This is a genomic window from Protofrankia sp. CiP1_Cm_nod2 (assembly GCF_920664355.1).
Taxonomy (GTDB): Bacteria; Actinomycetota; Actinomycetes; order Frankiales; family Frankiaceae; genus Protofrankia.
In genome coordinates this window covers 5,046-20,496 of sequence record NZ_CAKKTL010000087.1, presented here as the reverse complement: position 1 = coordinate 20,496, position 15,451 = coordinate 5,046, and the positions used below count along the sequence as shown (strand labels likewise).

11 protein-coding genes and 1 pseudogene are annotated in these 15,451 nt (G+C 72.0%); 5 read left to right on the top strand and 7 right to left on the bottom strand.

What is annotated here, in order from left to right; translation table 11 throughout:
• A partial coding sequence (locus tag NBW84_RS11830) for a serine/threonine-protein kinase (protein ID WP_250284518.1) occupies positions 1 to 1,205 on the bottom strand: 1,205 nt, incomplete at its 3' end.
• Between the two features lie 396 nt (positions 1,206 to 1,601).
• On the opposite strand from NBW84_RS11830, the gene pgi reads away from it, so the two are divergent.
• Both pgi and NBW84_RS11820 read left to right on the top strand, forming a co-directional pair.
• Positions 1,602 to 3,332 carry a glucose-6-phosphate isomerase gene (gene pgi / locus NBW84_RS11825; protein WP_250284515.1) on the top strand — a complete coding sequence of 577 codons (1,731 nt, stop codon included), beginning with the start codon at positions 1,602 to 1,604 and terminating at the stop codon, positions 3,330 to 3,332.
• Positions 3,333 to 3,587: 255 nt separating this feature from the next.
• Complete coding sequence (locus tag NBW84_RS11820) at positions 3,588 to 3,974, top strand: STAS domain-containing protein (RefSeq protein WP_250284513.1); 387 nt, start codon at positions 3,588 to 3,590, stop codon at positions 3,972 to 3,974.
• A gap of 346 nt (positions 3,975 to 4,320) precedes the next feature.
• Here the strand turns inward: NBW84_RS11820 and NBW84_RS11815 are convergent, their stop codons facing one another.
• Entirely contained in the window at positions 4,321 to 4,530 is a 210-nt protein-coding gene (locus tag NBW84_RS11815; protein WP_250284511.1) for a hypothetical protein, read from the bottom strand.
• 288 nt (positions 4,531 to 4,818) lie between these two features.
• Here NBW84_RS11815 and NBW84_RS11810 point away from each other — a divergent pair, with 288 nt between their 5' ends.
• Positions 4,819 to 5,148, top strand: coding sequence for a hypothetical protein (locus tag NBW84_RS11810; protein ID WP_250284509.1), 330 nt, complete (start codon positions 4,819 to 4,821; stop codon positions 5,146 to 5,148).
• A gap of 141 nt (positions 5,149 to 5,289) precedes the next feature.
• On the opposite strand, the gene NBW84_RS11805 is transcribed toward NBW84_RS11810, so the two are convergent.
• Complete coding sequence (locus NBW84_RS11805) at positions 5,290 to 8,526, bottom strand: AAA family ATPase (protein ID WP_250284507.1); 3,237 nt, start codon at positions 8,524 to 8,526, stop codon at positions 5,290 to 5,292.
• Between the two features lie 405 nt (positions 8,527 to 8,931).
• On the opposite strand from NBW84_RS11805, the gene NBW84_RS11800 reads away from it, so the two are divergent.
• On the top strand, positions 8,932 to 9,444 hold the full coding sequence (locus tag NBW84_RS11800; protein ID WP_250284505.1) for a hypothetical protein: 513 nt from the start codon (positions 8,932 to 8,934) through the stop codon (positions 9,442 to 9,444).
• A gap of 219 nt (positions 9,445 to 9,663) precedes the next feature.
• Positions 9,664 to 11,508 carry an acyl-CoA dehydrogenase gene (locus tag NBW84_RS11795; protein WP_250284502.1) on the top strand — a complete coding sequence of 615 codons (1,845 nt, stop codon included), beginning with the start codon at positions 9,664 to 9,666 and terminating at the stop codon, positions 11,506 to 11,508.
• Positions 11,509 to 11,754: 246 nt separating this feature from the next.
• On the opposite strand, the gene NBW84_RS11790 is transcribed toward NBW84_RS11795, so the two are convergent.
• From NBW84_RS11790 to NBW84_RS11775, 4 genes and pseudogenes are all read right to left on the bottom strand, one after another.
• Positions 11,755 to 11,991, bottom strand: coding sequence for a hypothetical protein (locus tag NBW84_RS11790; RefSeq protein WP_250284500.1), 237 nt, complete (start codon positions 11,989 to 11,991; stop codon positions 11,755 to 11,757).
• Positions 11,992 to 12,253: 262 nt separating this feature from the next.
• Positions 12,254 to 13,951, bottom strand: a complete 1,698-nt coding sequence (locus tag NBW84_RS11785; protein ID WP_250284498.1) for a 2-oxo acid dehydrogenase subunit E2 — start codon at positions 13,949 to 13,951, stop codon at positions 12,254 to 12,256.
• A 122-nt stretch (positions 13,952 to 14,073) separates the two neighbouring features.
• The gene (locus tag NBW84_RS11780) at positions 14,074 to 15,069 is read right to left on the bottom strand and encodes an alpha-ketoacid dehydrogenase subunit beta (protein ID WP_250284524.1); all 996 of its coding nucleotides are present in this window, start codon (positions 15,067 to 15,069) and stop codon (positions 14,074 to 14,076) included.
• Positions 15,070 to 15,197: 128 nt separating this feature from the next.
• A pseudogene (locus tag NBW84_RS11775) lies at positions 15,198 to 15,451 on the bottom strand (hypothetical protein); the annotation flags it as partial.

Sequence of the window (15,451 nt, the reverse complement as noted above, 5' to 3'; positions counted from 1 at the left end):
GGGAAGGCGTCGGGGGTGCCCGGCGGCGGCCCACCGGCCGGCGGGGCCGGTGCCGGGTATCCCGCCGGTGGCGCCCAGTAGGGGGCCTGGGGCCCGGCGGCGGCCCGGCCGCCGTACGGAGGCTGGTACGCCCGCGGCTGCGGCTGCTGCGGCTGTTGCCCGGACCATCCCGGCTGTGGCTGTGGCTGTGGCTGTGGCTGTGGCTGTGGGCTCGCGGGCCACGGCCGCGGCGGCTGGGGACCGGATCCCGGCGTCCCGGGCTGCCCGGACGGCGTTTCCACGCCCCGGACGGTCGGCTCCGACCCGGACGCCTGGCCCAGCGCCGCGTGCCGCACCTCGTCGTCCAGCAGCACCTTGATCCCGCAGCGGGCGAGCCAGTTCGGGCCGAACGCGCCCGCGGCGGCCCGGGCGAGCTCGAGGGCGAATGCGGTGGCGCTGGTGAAGCGGGCGGCGGGCTCCTTGGCCAGCGTGCGCATGATGACCGCGTTGAGGGCGGCGGGCATGTTCTCGAGCGGGAGCGGGGTGACGTTGAGATGGTGGTTGACGAGCGCGCCCACGGACAGGGAACGGCCGAAAAGAGGACGTTGGGCGAGTAACTCGTAGAGCACTCCGCCGAGCGCGTAGAGATCGGTGGAGGCGTGCAGCCGTCCCCCGGTGATCTGCTCGGGGGCCATGTAGCGCGGTGTCCCGAGAATCCCGCTGGCGGTCGTCTCGGTGCCCTCGAAAATCTTCGCGACGCCGAAGTCGGTGACCTTCAGCAGCCCGTCGGAGGCGAACATCATGTTGTCGGGCTTGATGTCCCGGTGCAGGACGTTGTGGGCGTGCGCGGCCTGCAGCGCCGCCGCGGCCGCCAGGCCCAGCGCGCAGGTGGCCTCCGGCGGGATCGGGCCGGTCGCCAGCCGCTGGCGCAGGGTGCCGCCGGGGAGCAGTTCCATGACGAGCAGGCAGGTGCCCTGATGCTCGATGTAGTCGTGGATGCGCACGATGTGCGGATGGTCGAGTTCGGCCAGGACGCGCGCCTCGGCGAGGAAGCGGGTCCGCAGGTCCGCGTCGTTGGCCGTGTCGAGCAGCACCTTGATCGCGACGTTGCGGCCGATCAGCCGATGGCGGCCGCCGAGGACCAGCCCGTAGCCACCGCGGCCGAGTTCACTCTCGACCTGGTATCCGGGGAGAGCGGCCTCCACCAGGGAGCGATCAATCAACAAAGGTCAGTTCCGTCCGCCACCGTATGGACAGCTGTTCCCGCATCCGCGCCGGAGCCGCAGAACAACCGGAGCCGCAAAACAGTCGTGAGTGTACGACCGTCACCGTCCGCCGATCCCGTCGCGGGTCACAACCGGCGCTGACAGATGGGTGACACGAATCATAGCCAGCGACAGCCGGTCACGTTCATGATCTATCCGTATCCGCGGTGTCACATCTACTGGTGGACGGCCTGCGCCGGCTCCCGGCGGTACCGTGCCGCCGCGGCGGCCCGCCGGGTGACGCGCGCGGTGACCTGCTGGGCATGCGGTGACGTGGACCCGGCACGGGGGCATGCAGCATCGTGGGCATGTCGCAGCCGCGCCCGCAGCCGTCCAGCCGGGAGGTTCCCGAAGATCATGTCGTCCATCGAGCCGTCCCACGGTGCCGTCCAGCACGATTCCCTGATAACCGGCACGCCGGAATGGGCGGCGCTTGAGAAGCACCACGCGGAGCTCGCCGGTGTCCACCTGCGCGGCCTGTTCGACGACGACCCGCGCCGGGGCGAGACGTTCACCGCGGCGGCCGACGGCCTCCACCTCGACTTCTCCAAGAACAGGATCACCGCCCGGACGGTGGAGCTGCTGGTCGCCCTGGCCGAGCGGGCCCGGCTGCGGGACCAGATCGAGGCCATGTTCACCGGCCAGCGGATCAACACGACCGAGGGCCGGGCGGTGCTGCACGTCGCGCTGCGCGCCCCCGCGGACGCCGTCATCGAGGTGGACGGCGTGAACGTGGTGCCCGCGGTGCACGCCGTGCTCCAGCGGATGTCCGCGTTCGCCGACAAGGTCCGTTCCGGGGTCTGGCGGGGCGCCACCGGAAAGCACATCCGGACGGTCGTGAACATCGGGATCGGCGGGTCGGACCTCGGCCCGGCCATGGCGTACGACGCGCTGCTGGACTACTCCGACCGCTCGATCCGGTTCCGTTTCGTCTCCAACGTCGACGGCACCGACATCTGGGAGGCGACGCACGACCTCGACCCGGCCGAGACGCTGTTCGTCGTCTCGTCCAAGACGTTCACCACCCTGGAGACGCTCGCGAACGCCCGCACCGCCCGCGCCTGGGTGACCGACGCGCTCGGGCCGGACGCCGTCCCGTCCCACTTCGTGGCGGTGTCGACGAACACGGCGGAGGTGACCGCGTTCGGTATCGACAGCGACAACATGTTCGAGTTCTGGGACTGGGTCGGTGGGCGCTACTCGGTGGACTCCGCGATCGGCCTCTCCCTGATGCTGGCGATCGGGCCGGAGCATTTCCGTGACCTGCTCGCCGGGTTCCACGCGATGGACGTCCACTTCCGGACGGCTCCGTTCGAGCGGAACCTGCCGGTGCTGCTGGGGCTGCTCGGCCTGTGGTACCGGGACTTCTTCGGCGCGCAGACCCACGCCGTCCTGCCCTACAGCCACTATCTGGGACGGTTCCCGGCGTACCTGCAGCAGCTCGACATGGAGAGCAACGGCAAGTCCGTGGACCGCTCCGGCCGGCCGGTGTCCACGCCCACCGGCCCGGTGGTGTGGGGCACGCCCGGGACCAACGGCCAGCACGCCTACTTCCAGCTCCTCCACCAGGGCACCGCGCTGGTCCCGGCCGACTTCATCGGCTTCGTCCACCCGGACCACGACGTGCCGGCGAACCCGGACACCGGGACGGACCACCACGTCCTGCTGATGGCGAACTTCTTCGCCCAGACCGAGGCGCTCGCCTTCGGCCGCAGCGCCGAGCAGGTCGCCGCCGAAGGGGCCGACCCCGCCCTCGTCCCGCACCGGACGTTCCCGGGGAACCGGCCGACCAGCACGATTCTCGCGGACCGGCTGACGCCGTTCACCCTCGGTCAGCTCATCGCCCTCTACGAGCACAAGGTCTTCACCCAGGGGGCGCTCTGGGACATCAACAGTTTCGACCAGTGGGGCGTGGAGCTCGGCAAGCTGCTGGCACAGCGCATCATTCCGGAACTGTCAGCGGATACCACGGACAGTGACGACATTGCCGGGGCCGCCGGGGCCGCCGGGGCCGGGCGGCTGGACCACGACAGCTCCACCAACAACCTCATCCGCCGCTTCCGCGAGGCCCGGCGCGCATCGAGGTGACCCGGGTGGCGGCCCGCGCCGGCCCGGTGACCGTCAGGAGCCGGCCCGTGGGCCGCCCGGCGGCTCCCACCGGGCCCGCGCCCCGGGAGAGTCGGAATCTTTGGTCACGCTCGGTAGTATCGCTGTGTCGAGTGTGTGTATCTCGTGGCTCGGGGAAAGACCACGGCTGTTGACGATTCTCATCCGGTCTCGTCCGGAGGTGTGGCAACGGGTGACAGTGGTGGGAAGCCGGCGGTATCACCGGGGGGCAAAAGCATGCAGGTGCAGGCCGGTCGGCTGCGCATGTCGGTGACGCGGTCCGAGTGCGAAGTGATCATCGTACTCGACGGCGAGCTCGACACCCGCGGCCGGTTGCGATTCCGTCAGCAGATCCATGAGCTGCTCGGCCATGGCGGCACCGACGTGGTGGTGGACGTCGGTGGCCTGACCGCCATCGACATCGCCGGGATGGCCGCGCTCCTACGGGCCGACCTGCTGTTGCGCGGGGTCCACTCGACCGTGCGGATCCGGGGGGCGTCCCCGGCGTTCATGGCGCTGCTGCGTTCCACCGGCCTGACCGGCCGGCTGCAGGTCGAGCCCGGGCCGCGACGGTCAGCCACCGGTGCGGCGGCCCGGGCCACCGCCACCAGCTCCGCGCACTGACCGGCCGCGCGAGCCGGCGCGCTGGCGGTGGCCACGCGCCGGCCACGGGCCGGCCACGAGTACCGGTCAGGGCGCTGCGGGTGCCGGCCGGGTGTGCCCTCATCGGGCGCACCCGGCCAGCGCGCGGACACCCGCCCTTCTCCGTGCCGCGAGGTTTCCCTCTCCACGCGGCTGTCGCACTCCCCTGCCGACGGCCGCCTTCGGCGGATCCGTTACAGCCCCAGCAGGTTACGTACCCCGGCATGTGACGCGGACGCGCATGACAGCTGGCACGCGTGACGCTGCCAGCGGCCTCGGGTACCCGTCGGCGGCCCCGGACGGCGAGCTGGCCGGGGGCGGGGGCTGGTCAGGGGCGGACGGCGTGCCGGGAGACGATCAGCCGCAGGAGGCGGGCCGGGGGCGGGCCGGTCTCCTCGACCTCCTCGACGCAGGCGTCGTCCAGGTCCGGGACGGCTCGCAGCACCGGCTGGCGCACCCGTTCGATCATTTGTTCCACCCGCTGCATGGCCAGCATGCCGGCCATCAGGAGGAGCGGAAATCCCAGCACAACCGCCACCGATCCGGCCACCACGTCCCCCGGCCCCCATCGACAACACGGAAAGTTCCGATGTGATCCCTTTCCGTTATCTCGCTATCGGTCCTACCCGTGGTCGCGGGGCATTCACTTCCTGCCGCCGACTTCGTACCCAGAGGGTGAGTACCGCCGCGGACGCCGGACAGTGGTGGCTGGCGGCGGTATCATTACCGGGCCCAGCCGGGCGCCGATCGTAAAGCGGTGCCTGTCACCATGTCTGTTATGCCGAGGTCCGCCGTGACGCAGTCGGCCGGCTCGGGTGGCCCCCCGATGAGCGGGCACCGCCACAGGCCCTGGTCGGTCGGGCGGGCCGTGCCGAGCGACGCCGAGCTGTGGACGCGGACGCGGATGCTGGTCGAGCAGATCGAGGTCGCCCAGGCGGAGATCGTCCTGCACCGGGCGGCCTACGAGCGGGCCACCGAGGAGGAGACGGCGGACCGCCCGTGGCTGCGCAGCCCGGTGGAACGTCTCTCGATCGCCCGGATCGCCCGCGCGCTGGCCGCGGAGCTGGCCGCGGTGGGACGCTTCCGGGTGTGGGCCGAGGAGCTCCACTACTTGCAGGAAGAAGCCCGCGCCCGCGGGTGCGGGGCGGCCGGCTGACGGGATCGTGGGACCGGCTACGGCCGGGCCCGCGAGCGAGGGCATGCCGAGGGCCTTACACCGAGGGCTTCACGTGGCGGAGGGCCCCACATGGAGGGGCCCACGTTGAGGGCTTCACACTGAGGGCCCGGTACGGGGCCCTCACACGGAGGCTGCGAGGTCCTCCAGCAGCCGGCGGGCCCGCGTCGCCCCGGTGAGGTTGCCCTTCTTCTCGTAGCAGGCGACCGCGGCGTCGACCTTCGGCCGGACCAGGTCGCTCTGCCCGGTCCGGTGGAGCACCTCGGCGTAGGTCAGCCAGGCCTGCGCCTGCCCGTCCCAGTCGTCGGTCCGGCCGGCGAGGTCGCAGGCGGCCTCGGCGAACCGCACGGCCTCGACCTCCCGGTCCCGCCCCCGCATCGCGAGCAGTTTGGCGTGCACCCCGCACCAGCCCGCCTGGGCGGGCACCTGGTCGCCGGCGGCGGCGTCGCGGGAGCGCGACACGTAGGTGGCGGCCTCGTCCAGGCGCCCGAGCTTGACCAGGACGTCGGCGAGGGCCGCGGCACGGGTGGCCAGGTGCGCGCGCTCGCCCATCCGGGCCAGCCGGCGGCAGCTGCGCCGCAGCTCGTGCTCGGCCGTGTCGAGGTCGTCGGTGAGCAGGGCGATCCGGGCGACGACGAAGCCCCCGTACAGCGGGTCCCCGCGGGGGCTGCGCACGTCCCAGTCGATCGCCTCGGCCCGGATCAGGTGCTCCATGCCGGCGTCGACGTCCCCGGCCATCGTGTGCAGCAGCGCCAGCTGGGCGAGCAGGGAGCGGCGCAGGCCGCGGTCGTCGCCGACACCGGCCAGCGCCCGCTGCGCGCGCTCGATCGACTCGCCGACCGGCCGGGGAGCCAGGCTGAGCAGGTGGACGAGGTCGCGCCTGGTCGTCTGGACGTCGCGCAGCACCCCGGACTCCTCGGCGTGCCGGACGGCGGCCTGCATCGCCCGTTCCGCCAGGGCGTAGCAGCCGGCCGCCATGTAGGCGGCGGCCTGGCTGCGGCAGGCGAGCGCGGCGCCGACCTCGTCCCCGCTCTGCATGAAGATCGGTAACGCCCGGGTCGCCTCGCCGAGGGTCTCGGCGACCAGCCCCTCCGGGCTGGTGGCGAACATCAGCCGCAGGTGGGCGAGGCGGGCGTGGGCGCGCAGGCCGGCCTCGCCGATCCGGGTGGCCCGGTCGGTGGCCTGGCGCAGCATGCGTTCGGCGTCGCTGAAGCGGTCGAAGGAGTACAGCGCCCAGCCAAGGTCGATCTCGGCGCGTATCCGCAGCGGATCTGTCACTGGAAGTAGCTTGACCGCCCGTTTGAGGAGCCCGGCCGCTCCTGTCTCGTCGCCCTGGCGGACCCGGTCGGCGGCCTCGATCAGGCAGGTGGCGGCCTGCCGTCCCAGCTCCTCGGTCTCGGCGTCGCGCAGCCCGAGCGCGACCCGGTACCGGTAGGCCTGCTCCAGGTGATAGCCGACGAGCTCGTCGTGCTCGCCGGGCCGCCCGGCCATCCGGGTCTGCAGCCAGCTCGCGTACCCCTGGTGCAGGTCCGCCCGCTGCCGCTTCGACGTCGCCTGGTAGGCGCAGTCGCGCAGCAGGACGTGCAGGAACCGGAACGCCTCCACCCCGGGCAGGTCCGACCGGTCGGGATGGACCAGCTCCTTGCGGACCAGCGACAGGCAGTGCTCGGCGACCGCCGCCCGGTCCGCCGGGGCGGAGAGCTCCACCACCGCGTCCAGGTAGAAACGCTGCCCGACCACGGCGGCGCGCTCCAGGACCCGCCGCTCGTGGGCGTTGAGCCGGTCCAGCCGGGCGGCGAGCAGCGCGGAGATCGTCGGGGCGACCTGGACCGAGCCCAGGTTGCCGGTGGCGATCCAGCGGTCGCCCTCGCGGCGCAGCAGCCCGTCGTCGACGAGGGCCGCCAGCGTCTGCTCGACGAACAGCGGGTTGCCCGCGGCCGAGTCGGTGATGCGCGCGACCAGCGCCGGGTCGAGGTCGTTCGAGCCCATCAGGGTGCGGATCAGGCGCTGGCAGCGCTCCTCGCTCAGCGGCTGCAGCAGCATGGACGTGGCGTTGAGCTTGCCGCCGCCCCACGTCCGGCGTTCCTCGAGCAGTTCCGGCCGGGCCAGGCACAGCAGCAGGACCGGCGCTTCCCGGGACCAGTCGGCGACGTGTTCGATCAGGTCCAGCAGGGTCGGCTCGGCCCAGTGCACGTCGTCGAACCAGACGATCAGCGGACGTTTCTCGGCGAGCGCGGCGAGGAAGGTCCGTACCGCCCAGAAGCTCTCCTGCGCGCCGACCTCGGCGCCGCCGAGCCCGACCAGGGGTGCCAGCCCGTCCACCACGGCGGCGGCGTCCCCGGTGACGCCGCTGGTGACGTTACCGACCTCCTCCAGCAGCTCGCGCAGGCGGCGGCGGCCCTCGGGCGCGCTCTCGTCGGCGGACATCCCGGTCGCCTGCCGGACCATCTCCATCAGCGGCCAGTAGGTGATGCCCTCGCCGTAGGACAGGCAGCGCCCGGTGAGCACCGTCGCCCGCGGCGCCATCGCCTCACAGAACTCCCGGACCATCCGGGACTTCCCGATACCGGCCGGGCCGAGCAGGGTGAACAGGTGGCAGGTGCGTTCCTCGATCACCTGCTCGAGGGCGTCGTCGAGGCGGCGGCGCTCCCGGTCCCGGCCGATCACCGGGGCGGCGAAGCCCTCGGGCGCGAACCGCGCCCCCGGCCCGATCCCCGGGTGGGTCAGGTCGATCAGGCGGTGGGCCCGCAGCGGCGCCCGCTTGCCCTGGACGACCAGCGGCCCGACCGGTTCGGCGCGTACGTGCGGCCGGATCAGCCGCAGGGTGGCGTCCGCGATGAGGATCTCGTCGGGGGCGGCGGCCTCCTCCAGCCGGGACGCGACGTTGACGGCGTCCCCGGTGACACCGCCGCCCGTCCCGGGCCCGCCGACGGTGACCTCGCCGGTGTTGATGCCGATGCGGATGCGGAAGCGGAACCCCCAGTCACGCTCCAGGTCGGCGTTGAGCACGTCCATGCTGGCACGGATCTCGCAGGCCGCCCGGGCGGCCCGCAGCGCGTCGTCCTCGTGCAGGACGGGAATGCCGAAGACGGCGAACACGGCGTCCCCGATGAACTTCTCGACGCTGCCCCCGTGCGAGGAGATCACCTCGCGGGCGGCGCTGAAGAACCGCCACATGACCTGCTGCAGCGGCTCGGAGTCGAGCTGCTCACCGATGGCCGTGTAGCCGGTGACGTCGCAGAACAGGATCGTGACGGTCTTGCGGGCGCCGATCCCGAACGTGGGCTGGGGAGTACCGCAGGAGAAGCAGAAGCGTGCTTCGTCCTGATTGGCCTTTCCGCATGTCGGGCAGGCGACCATGTGCCGGATCGTAGGCCGGAGAACCGCCGTACGGGACAGGATGGCGATGTCAGTCGTTTCCGGTGATCGTGATCTGTCCCACAGTCGTGAGTGACGCGTCCCGACCCGGTCACTCCTGGTTCATGACAGTCGGAAAATCCCGGCCGGCGCCCGCCGGGCCGATCGTTCTTCCCGCGCGCCGCCGTGCCCCGCCGGCCGGCGCCCAGGCCGCGTCCGACGGATGTTCGACCGCGGGTGGCGCCCGGACGGCCACCCGCATCGACCAACATCCGTCTGACACGGCCTAAGCTGGACGGTGTGGCGGCTGGACATGCAGGACACGGGTGTCTAAGAGCCCATGCCGCAGCCCGTGCCCGAAGCGCAGCCCGTGCCCGAAGCGCAGCCCGTGCCGTCGCGGCGGTCGCGATGACGGCGCTCCTGCTGGCCGGCTGCGGGTCGGCCGGCAGCGACATCGAGATGTCCTCGCCGCGGGCCTCGGCCACGGGCCCCTCGGGCGGGCCGGGCGAACGTTCCGGGCCGCCGGCCGCGACCGGCGGGACGGGCGCCCCGGCCCCGGGCGCGCAGGACTCCCCGAAGGCGTCCGATCCCGCCGCGCCGGGCGGCCTCACCGATGCTCCGCCGGGTTCTGACTCGTCGCACTGGTCGCCCACGGTGTTCGTGGGTCAGCCATGCGTATCCGCGCGCGATGTCGCCCCGCGGCAGGCCATCAGCGGGCTGATCCTGTACTGCCAGCAGACGGACACGGGCCAGCCGCGCTGGGGGCTGGCCGGCCCGTCGCCGCCCGACCCGGCCGCTCCCGTGCCGAACGCCGAATGCACCGTCACCGACACCGGCCAGGTCGTCCAGGGGGCCAACGGACGTCCCGTGGTCTGCCTGCGCGATCCCGACGGCAACCTGCGCTGGGGCGACGTCTCCTAGGATCGCCGGCCGCCTCCCCGTCGCGGAAAGTGTCGCCAGCCATGGCATTCGCTGCGCAATGTCATGGTCCTGGCTCGCTCCGGCTTGTTGTTCCGGATTCCGCGCATCCGTACCAAGGATGGTTACCGGCGGGTAGCATGGGTATGAGTTACTGGCCAGTAGGAGTACGCCGGCCCCATCGGTGAGCACCGATGGCCGGCTCTTCCCCGGGAGACAGCCATGGGGCACTACAAGAGCAACCTCCGCGACATCGAGTTCAACCTGTTCGAGGTGCTGGATGTCGACAACACGCTCGGGCACGGCCCGTTCGCCGAGATGGACCGCGACACGGCCCACGAGGTACTCGCCGAACTCGACAGGCTGGCTACCGGCCCGATCGCCGAGTCGTTCACGGACGCGGACCGCAACCCCCCGGTCTTCGACGCCAGCACCGGCAGCGTCACCCTGCCGGAGTCGTTCAAGAAGTCCTACGCCCAGCTCATGGAAGGCCAGTGGTGGCGGCTGTTCGTGCCGCCGCACCTCGGGGGGATGGGCGCTCCGCCCTCGGTCGCCTGGGCCGCCTCGGAGCTCGTCCTCGGGGCCAACCCGGCGGTGTTCATGTACATGAGCGGGCCCACCTTCGCGGCGATCCTCGACCGGCTCGGCAATGCCGAGCAGAAGAACCTCGCCCGGCTCGCGATCGAGCGCCAGTGGGGCGCGACCATGGTCCTCACCGAGCCCGACGCCGGCTCGGACGTGGGAGCCGGGCGCGCCAGGGCGGTACCCCAGCCCGACGGCAGCTGGCACATCGAGGGCGTGAAGCGTTTCATCACCGGTGGTGACTGGGACGTACCGGAGAACATCTTCCACCTCACCCTGGCCCGACCGGTCGGCCACGGGCCGGGCACCAAGGGCCTGTCCCTGTTCCTGGTGCCGAAGTTCCTGGTGGACCCGAACACCGGCGAGCCCCGCGTGCGCAACGGCGTCTACGTCTCCAACGTCGAGAAGAAGATGGGGCTGAAGGTCTCCACCACCTGCGAACTGCGCTACGGCGAGCAGCAGCCCGCGGTCGGCTGGCTGGTCGGCGACGTCCACAACGGCATTGCCCAGATGTTCGAGGTCATCGAGTACGCCCGGATGATGGTGGGCACCAAGGCCATCGCGACGTTGTCCACCGGCTACCTCAACGCACTCGAGTTCGCCCGGACCCGGGTCCAGGGCGCCGACCTGACCCGGCTGATGGACAAGACCGCGCCGCGCGTCACGGTCATCCACCACCCGGACGTCCGGCGGATGCTGATGGTGCAGAAGGCGTACGCGGAAGGCATGCGGGCGCTTGTCCTGTACACCGCCACGATCCAGGACAGGATCGCCCTGGCGCAGGCGGCGGGCACCCGGGACGACCTCGCCGAACGGCTCAACGACCTGTTGCTGCCCATCGTCAAGGGCGTCGGCTCGGAACGGTCCTACGAGCTGCTCGCGACATCCCTCCAGGTCCTCGGCGGCTCCGGCTACCTGCAGGACTATCCGGTCGAGCAGTACATCCGGGACTCCAAGATCGACACCCTGTACGAGGGCACCACGTCCATCCAGGGGCAGGACTTCTTCTTCCGCAAGATCGTGCGGGACCGGAGCACGGCGCTGGGCACGCTGTTCGGCGAGATCCAGGCGTTCGCCAAGGGCGACGCCGGCGACGGCTCGCTGCGGCACGAACGGGAGGCCCTCGGCGTCGCGCTGGACAACGTCCAGTCGATGGTCGCCGCGCTGGTCGGCTTTCTCACCAGCGCGGCGGAGGATCCCCGCAACGTGTACAAGGTTGGCCTGAACACCACCCGGCTGTTGATGAGCGTCGGTGACCTCGTCATCGGCTGGCTGCTGCTGCGCCAGGCCGAGGCCGCGGAGAACGCGCTGGCGGCGCGGGGGACGGCGGGGACCCTGTCGGCGAAGGACCGGGCCTTCTACGCGGGCAAGGTGTCCGCGGCCCGCTGGTTCGCCGCGAACGTGCTGCCCGAGCTGTCCGCCCGGCTCGGCGTCCTGGCGGCCACCGACCTCGACCTGATGGACCTCCCCGAGGAGGCGTTCTGAGTGACTGGCAGCTGGTAGCCGGCTGACCGGTAGCCGGCTGGTAGACGGGTGGCGCGGGCAGGTGCCCCGTCCGCGCCACCGCGGGCCCGTGCCTGGCCCCGGGATGAGGTCGGCATCCCGAGGCCGGCCGCGTCCGTGCCTGTGCCTTTGTGCCATGGATCCGCGTCCGCGCGGATCGGTGCCCAGATCGTCGCCCGCGTCGAGCGGGATCTACGGGAAGTGTTCTCAGGATCTACAGGAAGTGTCCTAGGACGTGCGCAGCGGCGGGAAGGCCTGGTCCAGTTCGTTGCGCATGTCCCGCTTGAGCAGGTCGTCGGTCTCGGAGGCGCCCTGCCCCTCCAGGAGGAACCGCGCGACCCGCAGCGTCAGATCGACCCGTTCAGCGAGGTTGAGAGCACCGTTGAAACGTCCGCTGGAGCCTGCGGAGGTCAGGACCTTGGCGACGAACTCGTCCGCGGCCTGCAGTGCCTCCACGCGCGTCATGCGTTCCACCCCTTTGTGCCGGAAGCCGTACCGGAAGCCGTAAGCAAGGCGCAACCGTACCAGGCAAGCTTCTTCCTCCGTTGTCCACCCCATCCCACCCGCTTTGCTCTGGTTGGGATTCCTGCTCGCTCTGTTGTGTTCACGCCGGTGGATGGCTCTGGGGGCCCGGTCCGCTCGCCCGTTTGTGGCAAAAGGTATCATTTCGACTGCCTGGGGTCGCGGATCGCGGTCCTGGCGGGCTGCCCGTGCCGTCGTCGGTGGGTCAGTTCCAGGCGAGGGCCACGGCCGGGTCGGTGAGCATCCGGGCGGCGTCCGCGAGCACCCTGGAGCCGAGCTCGCCGTCGACGATCCGGTGGTCGAAGGTGAGGGCGAGCTGCGCCACTGTCCGGACAGCCAGCTCACCCCCGTACACCCAGGGCATCGGACGGATCGCTCCCAGCGCGAGGATCGCGGCTTCCGGCGGGTTGAGGAGGGGGGTTCCGATGTCGACGCCGAACACCCCGACGTTGGTGATTGTGATCGTCCCACCGCGCAGCGCCTCTGGTGTGCTCTTTCCGGCGCGGGCGGTGACGGTCAGCTCGTGCAGCGCGTGCGCGAGCTCGACGAGGCTCATCCGGTCCGCGTCCGCGATGTTCGGTACGACGAGCCCGCGCGGCGAGGCCACCGCGATCCCGAGGTTGACGTACTCGTGGACGGCGATCCGCGCGGGCTCGTCGCCGGCCGCGTCCTCCCAGCGGGAATTGACCATCGGATGGCGGCTGACGGCCGTCAGCAGTGCCTTGGCGACGAACAGCAGCGGGGTCACCCTGACGTCGGCGAACTCGGGCAGCGCGGCCAGCCGGTCGCGGGCCGCCATCGTCTCGGTGACGTCCACGCTGATGAACTCGGTGGCCTGCGGCGCGTTCGCCGCGCTGGTCACCATCGCCTGCGCGGCCGCCCGTCGGAGGCCCGTCACCGGGATGCGGCGGACCCGGTCCCGGCCGGCACCCGGGGCGGTGTCCGGGCTGGCGTCCCAGTGGGTGTCCCGGCCGGCGTCATGGCTGGCGTCCCGGCCGGCATCGTGGCCGTTCGTGAGTGTCCGGGCCGCCTCGACGTCGGCGCGGCTGATCGTTCCGTGCGGTCCGGTGCCGACGATCGTGCCCAGGTCGACACCGAGGTCGCGGGCGAGCTTGCGCACCGGTGGTTTCGCGAGCACGGCGACGGCCCGGGCCGGCCGCCGCGGCGCGTCGAGGCCGTCGGGCGGCCGTGGGCTGCCGCCCGCGTCCGCGCCCGTACCCGCCGGCCTTCCCCCGCCTGCCGGATCCGGCAGGCCTGTCCTGGTCGCCGGACCTGTCCCGATTGCCAGATTTATCCTGGTTGTCGGACCTGTCCTGGTTGCCGCGGCTGCCTCGTCCGCCCTGCCTGTCGGGTCCTGGCGTGAGCTCCGGCGCGCGGCCCGCCTGGACACCCCTGGCCCCCCGCGCGGGCCGTACCCGACCAGCACGGGCATCCGCTCGCCATCTCCCTCCCGCGAGCCGGACGCGGGACCGGACGGGTGACCGGACGCGGGATCCGAGCCGGGCGCGGCAGGTGTCTGACCACGCCGCCGCCGGCTCTCCGGAGCGGCCGGGCCGGCCGTGACGGGGATGGCGCCGCCCGCCCGGTGGGTGCCGTTGGTGCTGGATGCACTGCTTTCAGCGGCGGCATCCACGGTGCCGCTTCCGCTTCCGCCGGCGCTGGCGTCGGTGTCGACGGTCACCAGCGGCTGCCCCACCTCGACCGTGTCGCCCGGCTCGGCGTGCCGGACGGCCAGCACGCCCGCGAACGGGGAGGGCACCTCCACCAGCGCCTTGGCGGTCTCCACCTCGGCGATCGGCTGGTTGACGGTGACGTGCTCACCCACCTCCACCAGCCATCGGACGATCTCGGCGTCGGGCAGGCCCTCGCCCAGGTCGGGGAGCCGGAACTGCTCACGTGACACGGTGACCTCCAACTGGTGGCCGGGACGACCGATGACCGAGTGACGGCTGACGACCGGGACCCGGCCCTCCGGCATCACGCAGGCTGTCGAACGTTTCGCTGGTGTGGCCCGGTGGATGCCGGTCAGTAGTCGAACGACCGGTCCACGGCGTCGAGCACCCGGTCGACGTCCGGCAGGTAGTGCTCCTCCAGACGAGATGGCGGATACGGAGTGTCGTATCCCGTGACACGCAGCACTGGGGCTTCCAGCGAGTAGAACGCCTTCTCGGTGACCCGCGCGGCGATCTCCGCGGACAGCGACACGTTCGACGGCGCCTCGTGTACCACCACCAGCCGCCCGGTCCGCCGTACGGACGCGAACACGGGCGACAGGTCGAGCGGGGACAGCGTGCGCAGGTCGATCACCTCGAGCTCGCGTCCCTCCTCGGCCATGACGGCGGCCGCGTCCAGGCAGGTGCGCACCATCGGGCCGTAGGCAACCAGCGTCGCGTCCTCCCCGGTGCGCACGACCCGGCTGACGTGCAGCGGGGTGGCTGTCGACAGCGGCAGGCCGGTGGTCACCTCGGCCTTCTCCCAGTAGCGGCGCTTGGGCTCAAAAAAGATCACCGGGTCGTCCGCGGCGACGGCCTGGCGGATCATCGTGTGGGCGTCGACCGGGTTGGAGCACGCCACCACCTTCAGCCCGGCGGTGTGGCAGAAGTACGCTTCCGGTGACTCGCTGTGATGTTCGACAGCGCCGATGCCGCCGCCGAAGGGGATTCTGACCGTCACGGGCAGGTGGACCCGGCCCCGCGTCCGATAGTGCATCTTGGCCAGCTGGGTGACGATCTGGTCGAAGGCGGGGTAGACGAAGCCGTCGAACTGGATCTCGCACACCGGCCGGAAGCCGCGCATCGCCAGCCCGATGGCCGTCCCGATGATCGCGGATTCCGCGAGCGGGGTGTCGATCACCCGGTCCTCGCCGAAGTCGGCCAGCAGCCCGTCGGTGACGCGGAAGACCCCGCCGAGCCGGCCGACGTCCTCGCCCATCACGACGACCCTCGGGTCGTCCTCCATGGCCGCACGCAGCCCCGCGTTGAGAGCCTTGGCCAGGGTCAGCGTCGACGGCCCGGCCCCCATACCCCGCCGGAGCGACGCGGCCTCCAGGCCCCGCTGGGGTGACGCGGCCACAGCATCCTGCTGGCGCGATGTGGTCGCGGCGTCCCGCTGGCGCGACACGGTTGCGACGTCCTTCTGGCGCGGCATGGTCACAGCGCCTTCCGGACGCCGCGGGCCGCCGTCACGGCTACCGTCGACGCCGGCCGGACCACCGCCGCCCGGACCGTCGCGCCCGTCCGGACGGCCGCGGGTGGCCCACCCGGACGTTCGGCTCGCTGCGCCGTCCCGGCTGGTCGGGACGGCTCGTTCCGGTGCGCCTGCTCATTCCAGTAGGACGGTTCGCCCCGGTGGGACGGCTCGTTCCGGTAGGCCGGTTCGCCCTGCTCGGCCTCGGTGGAGCCGG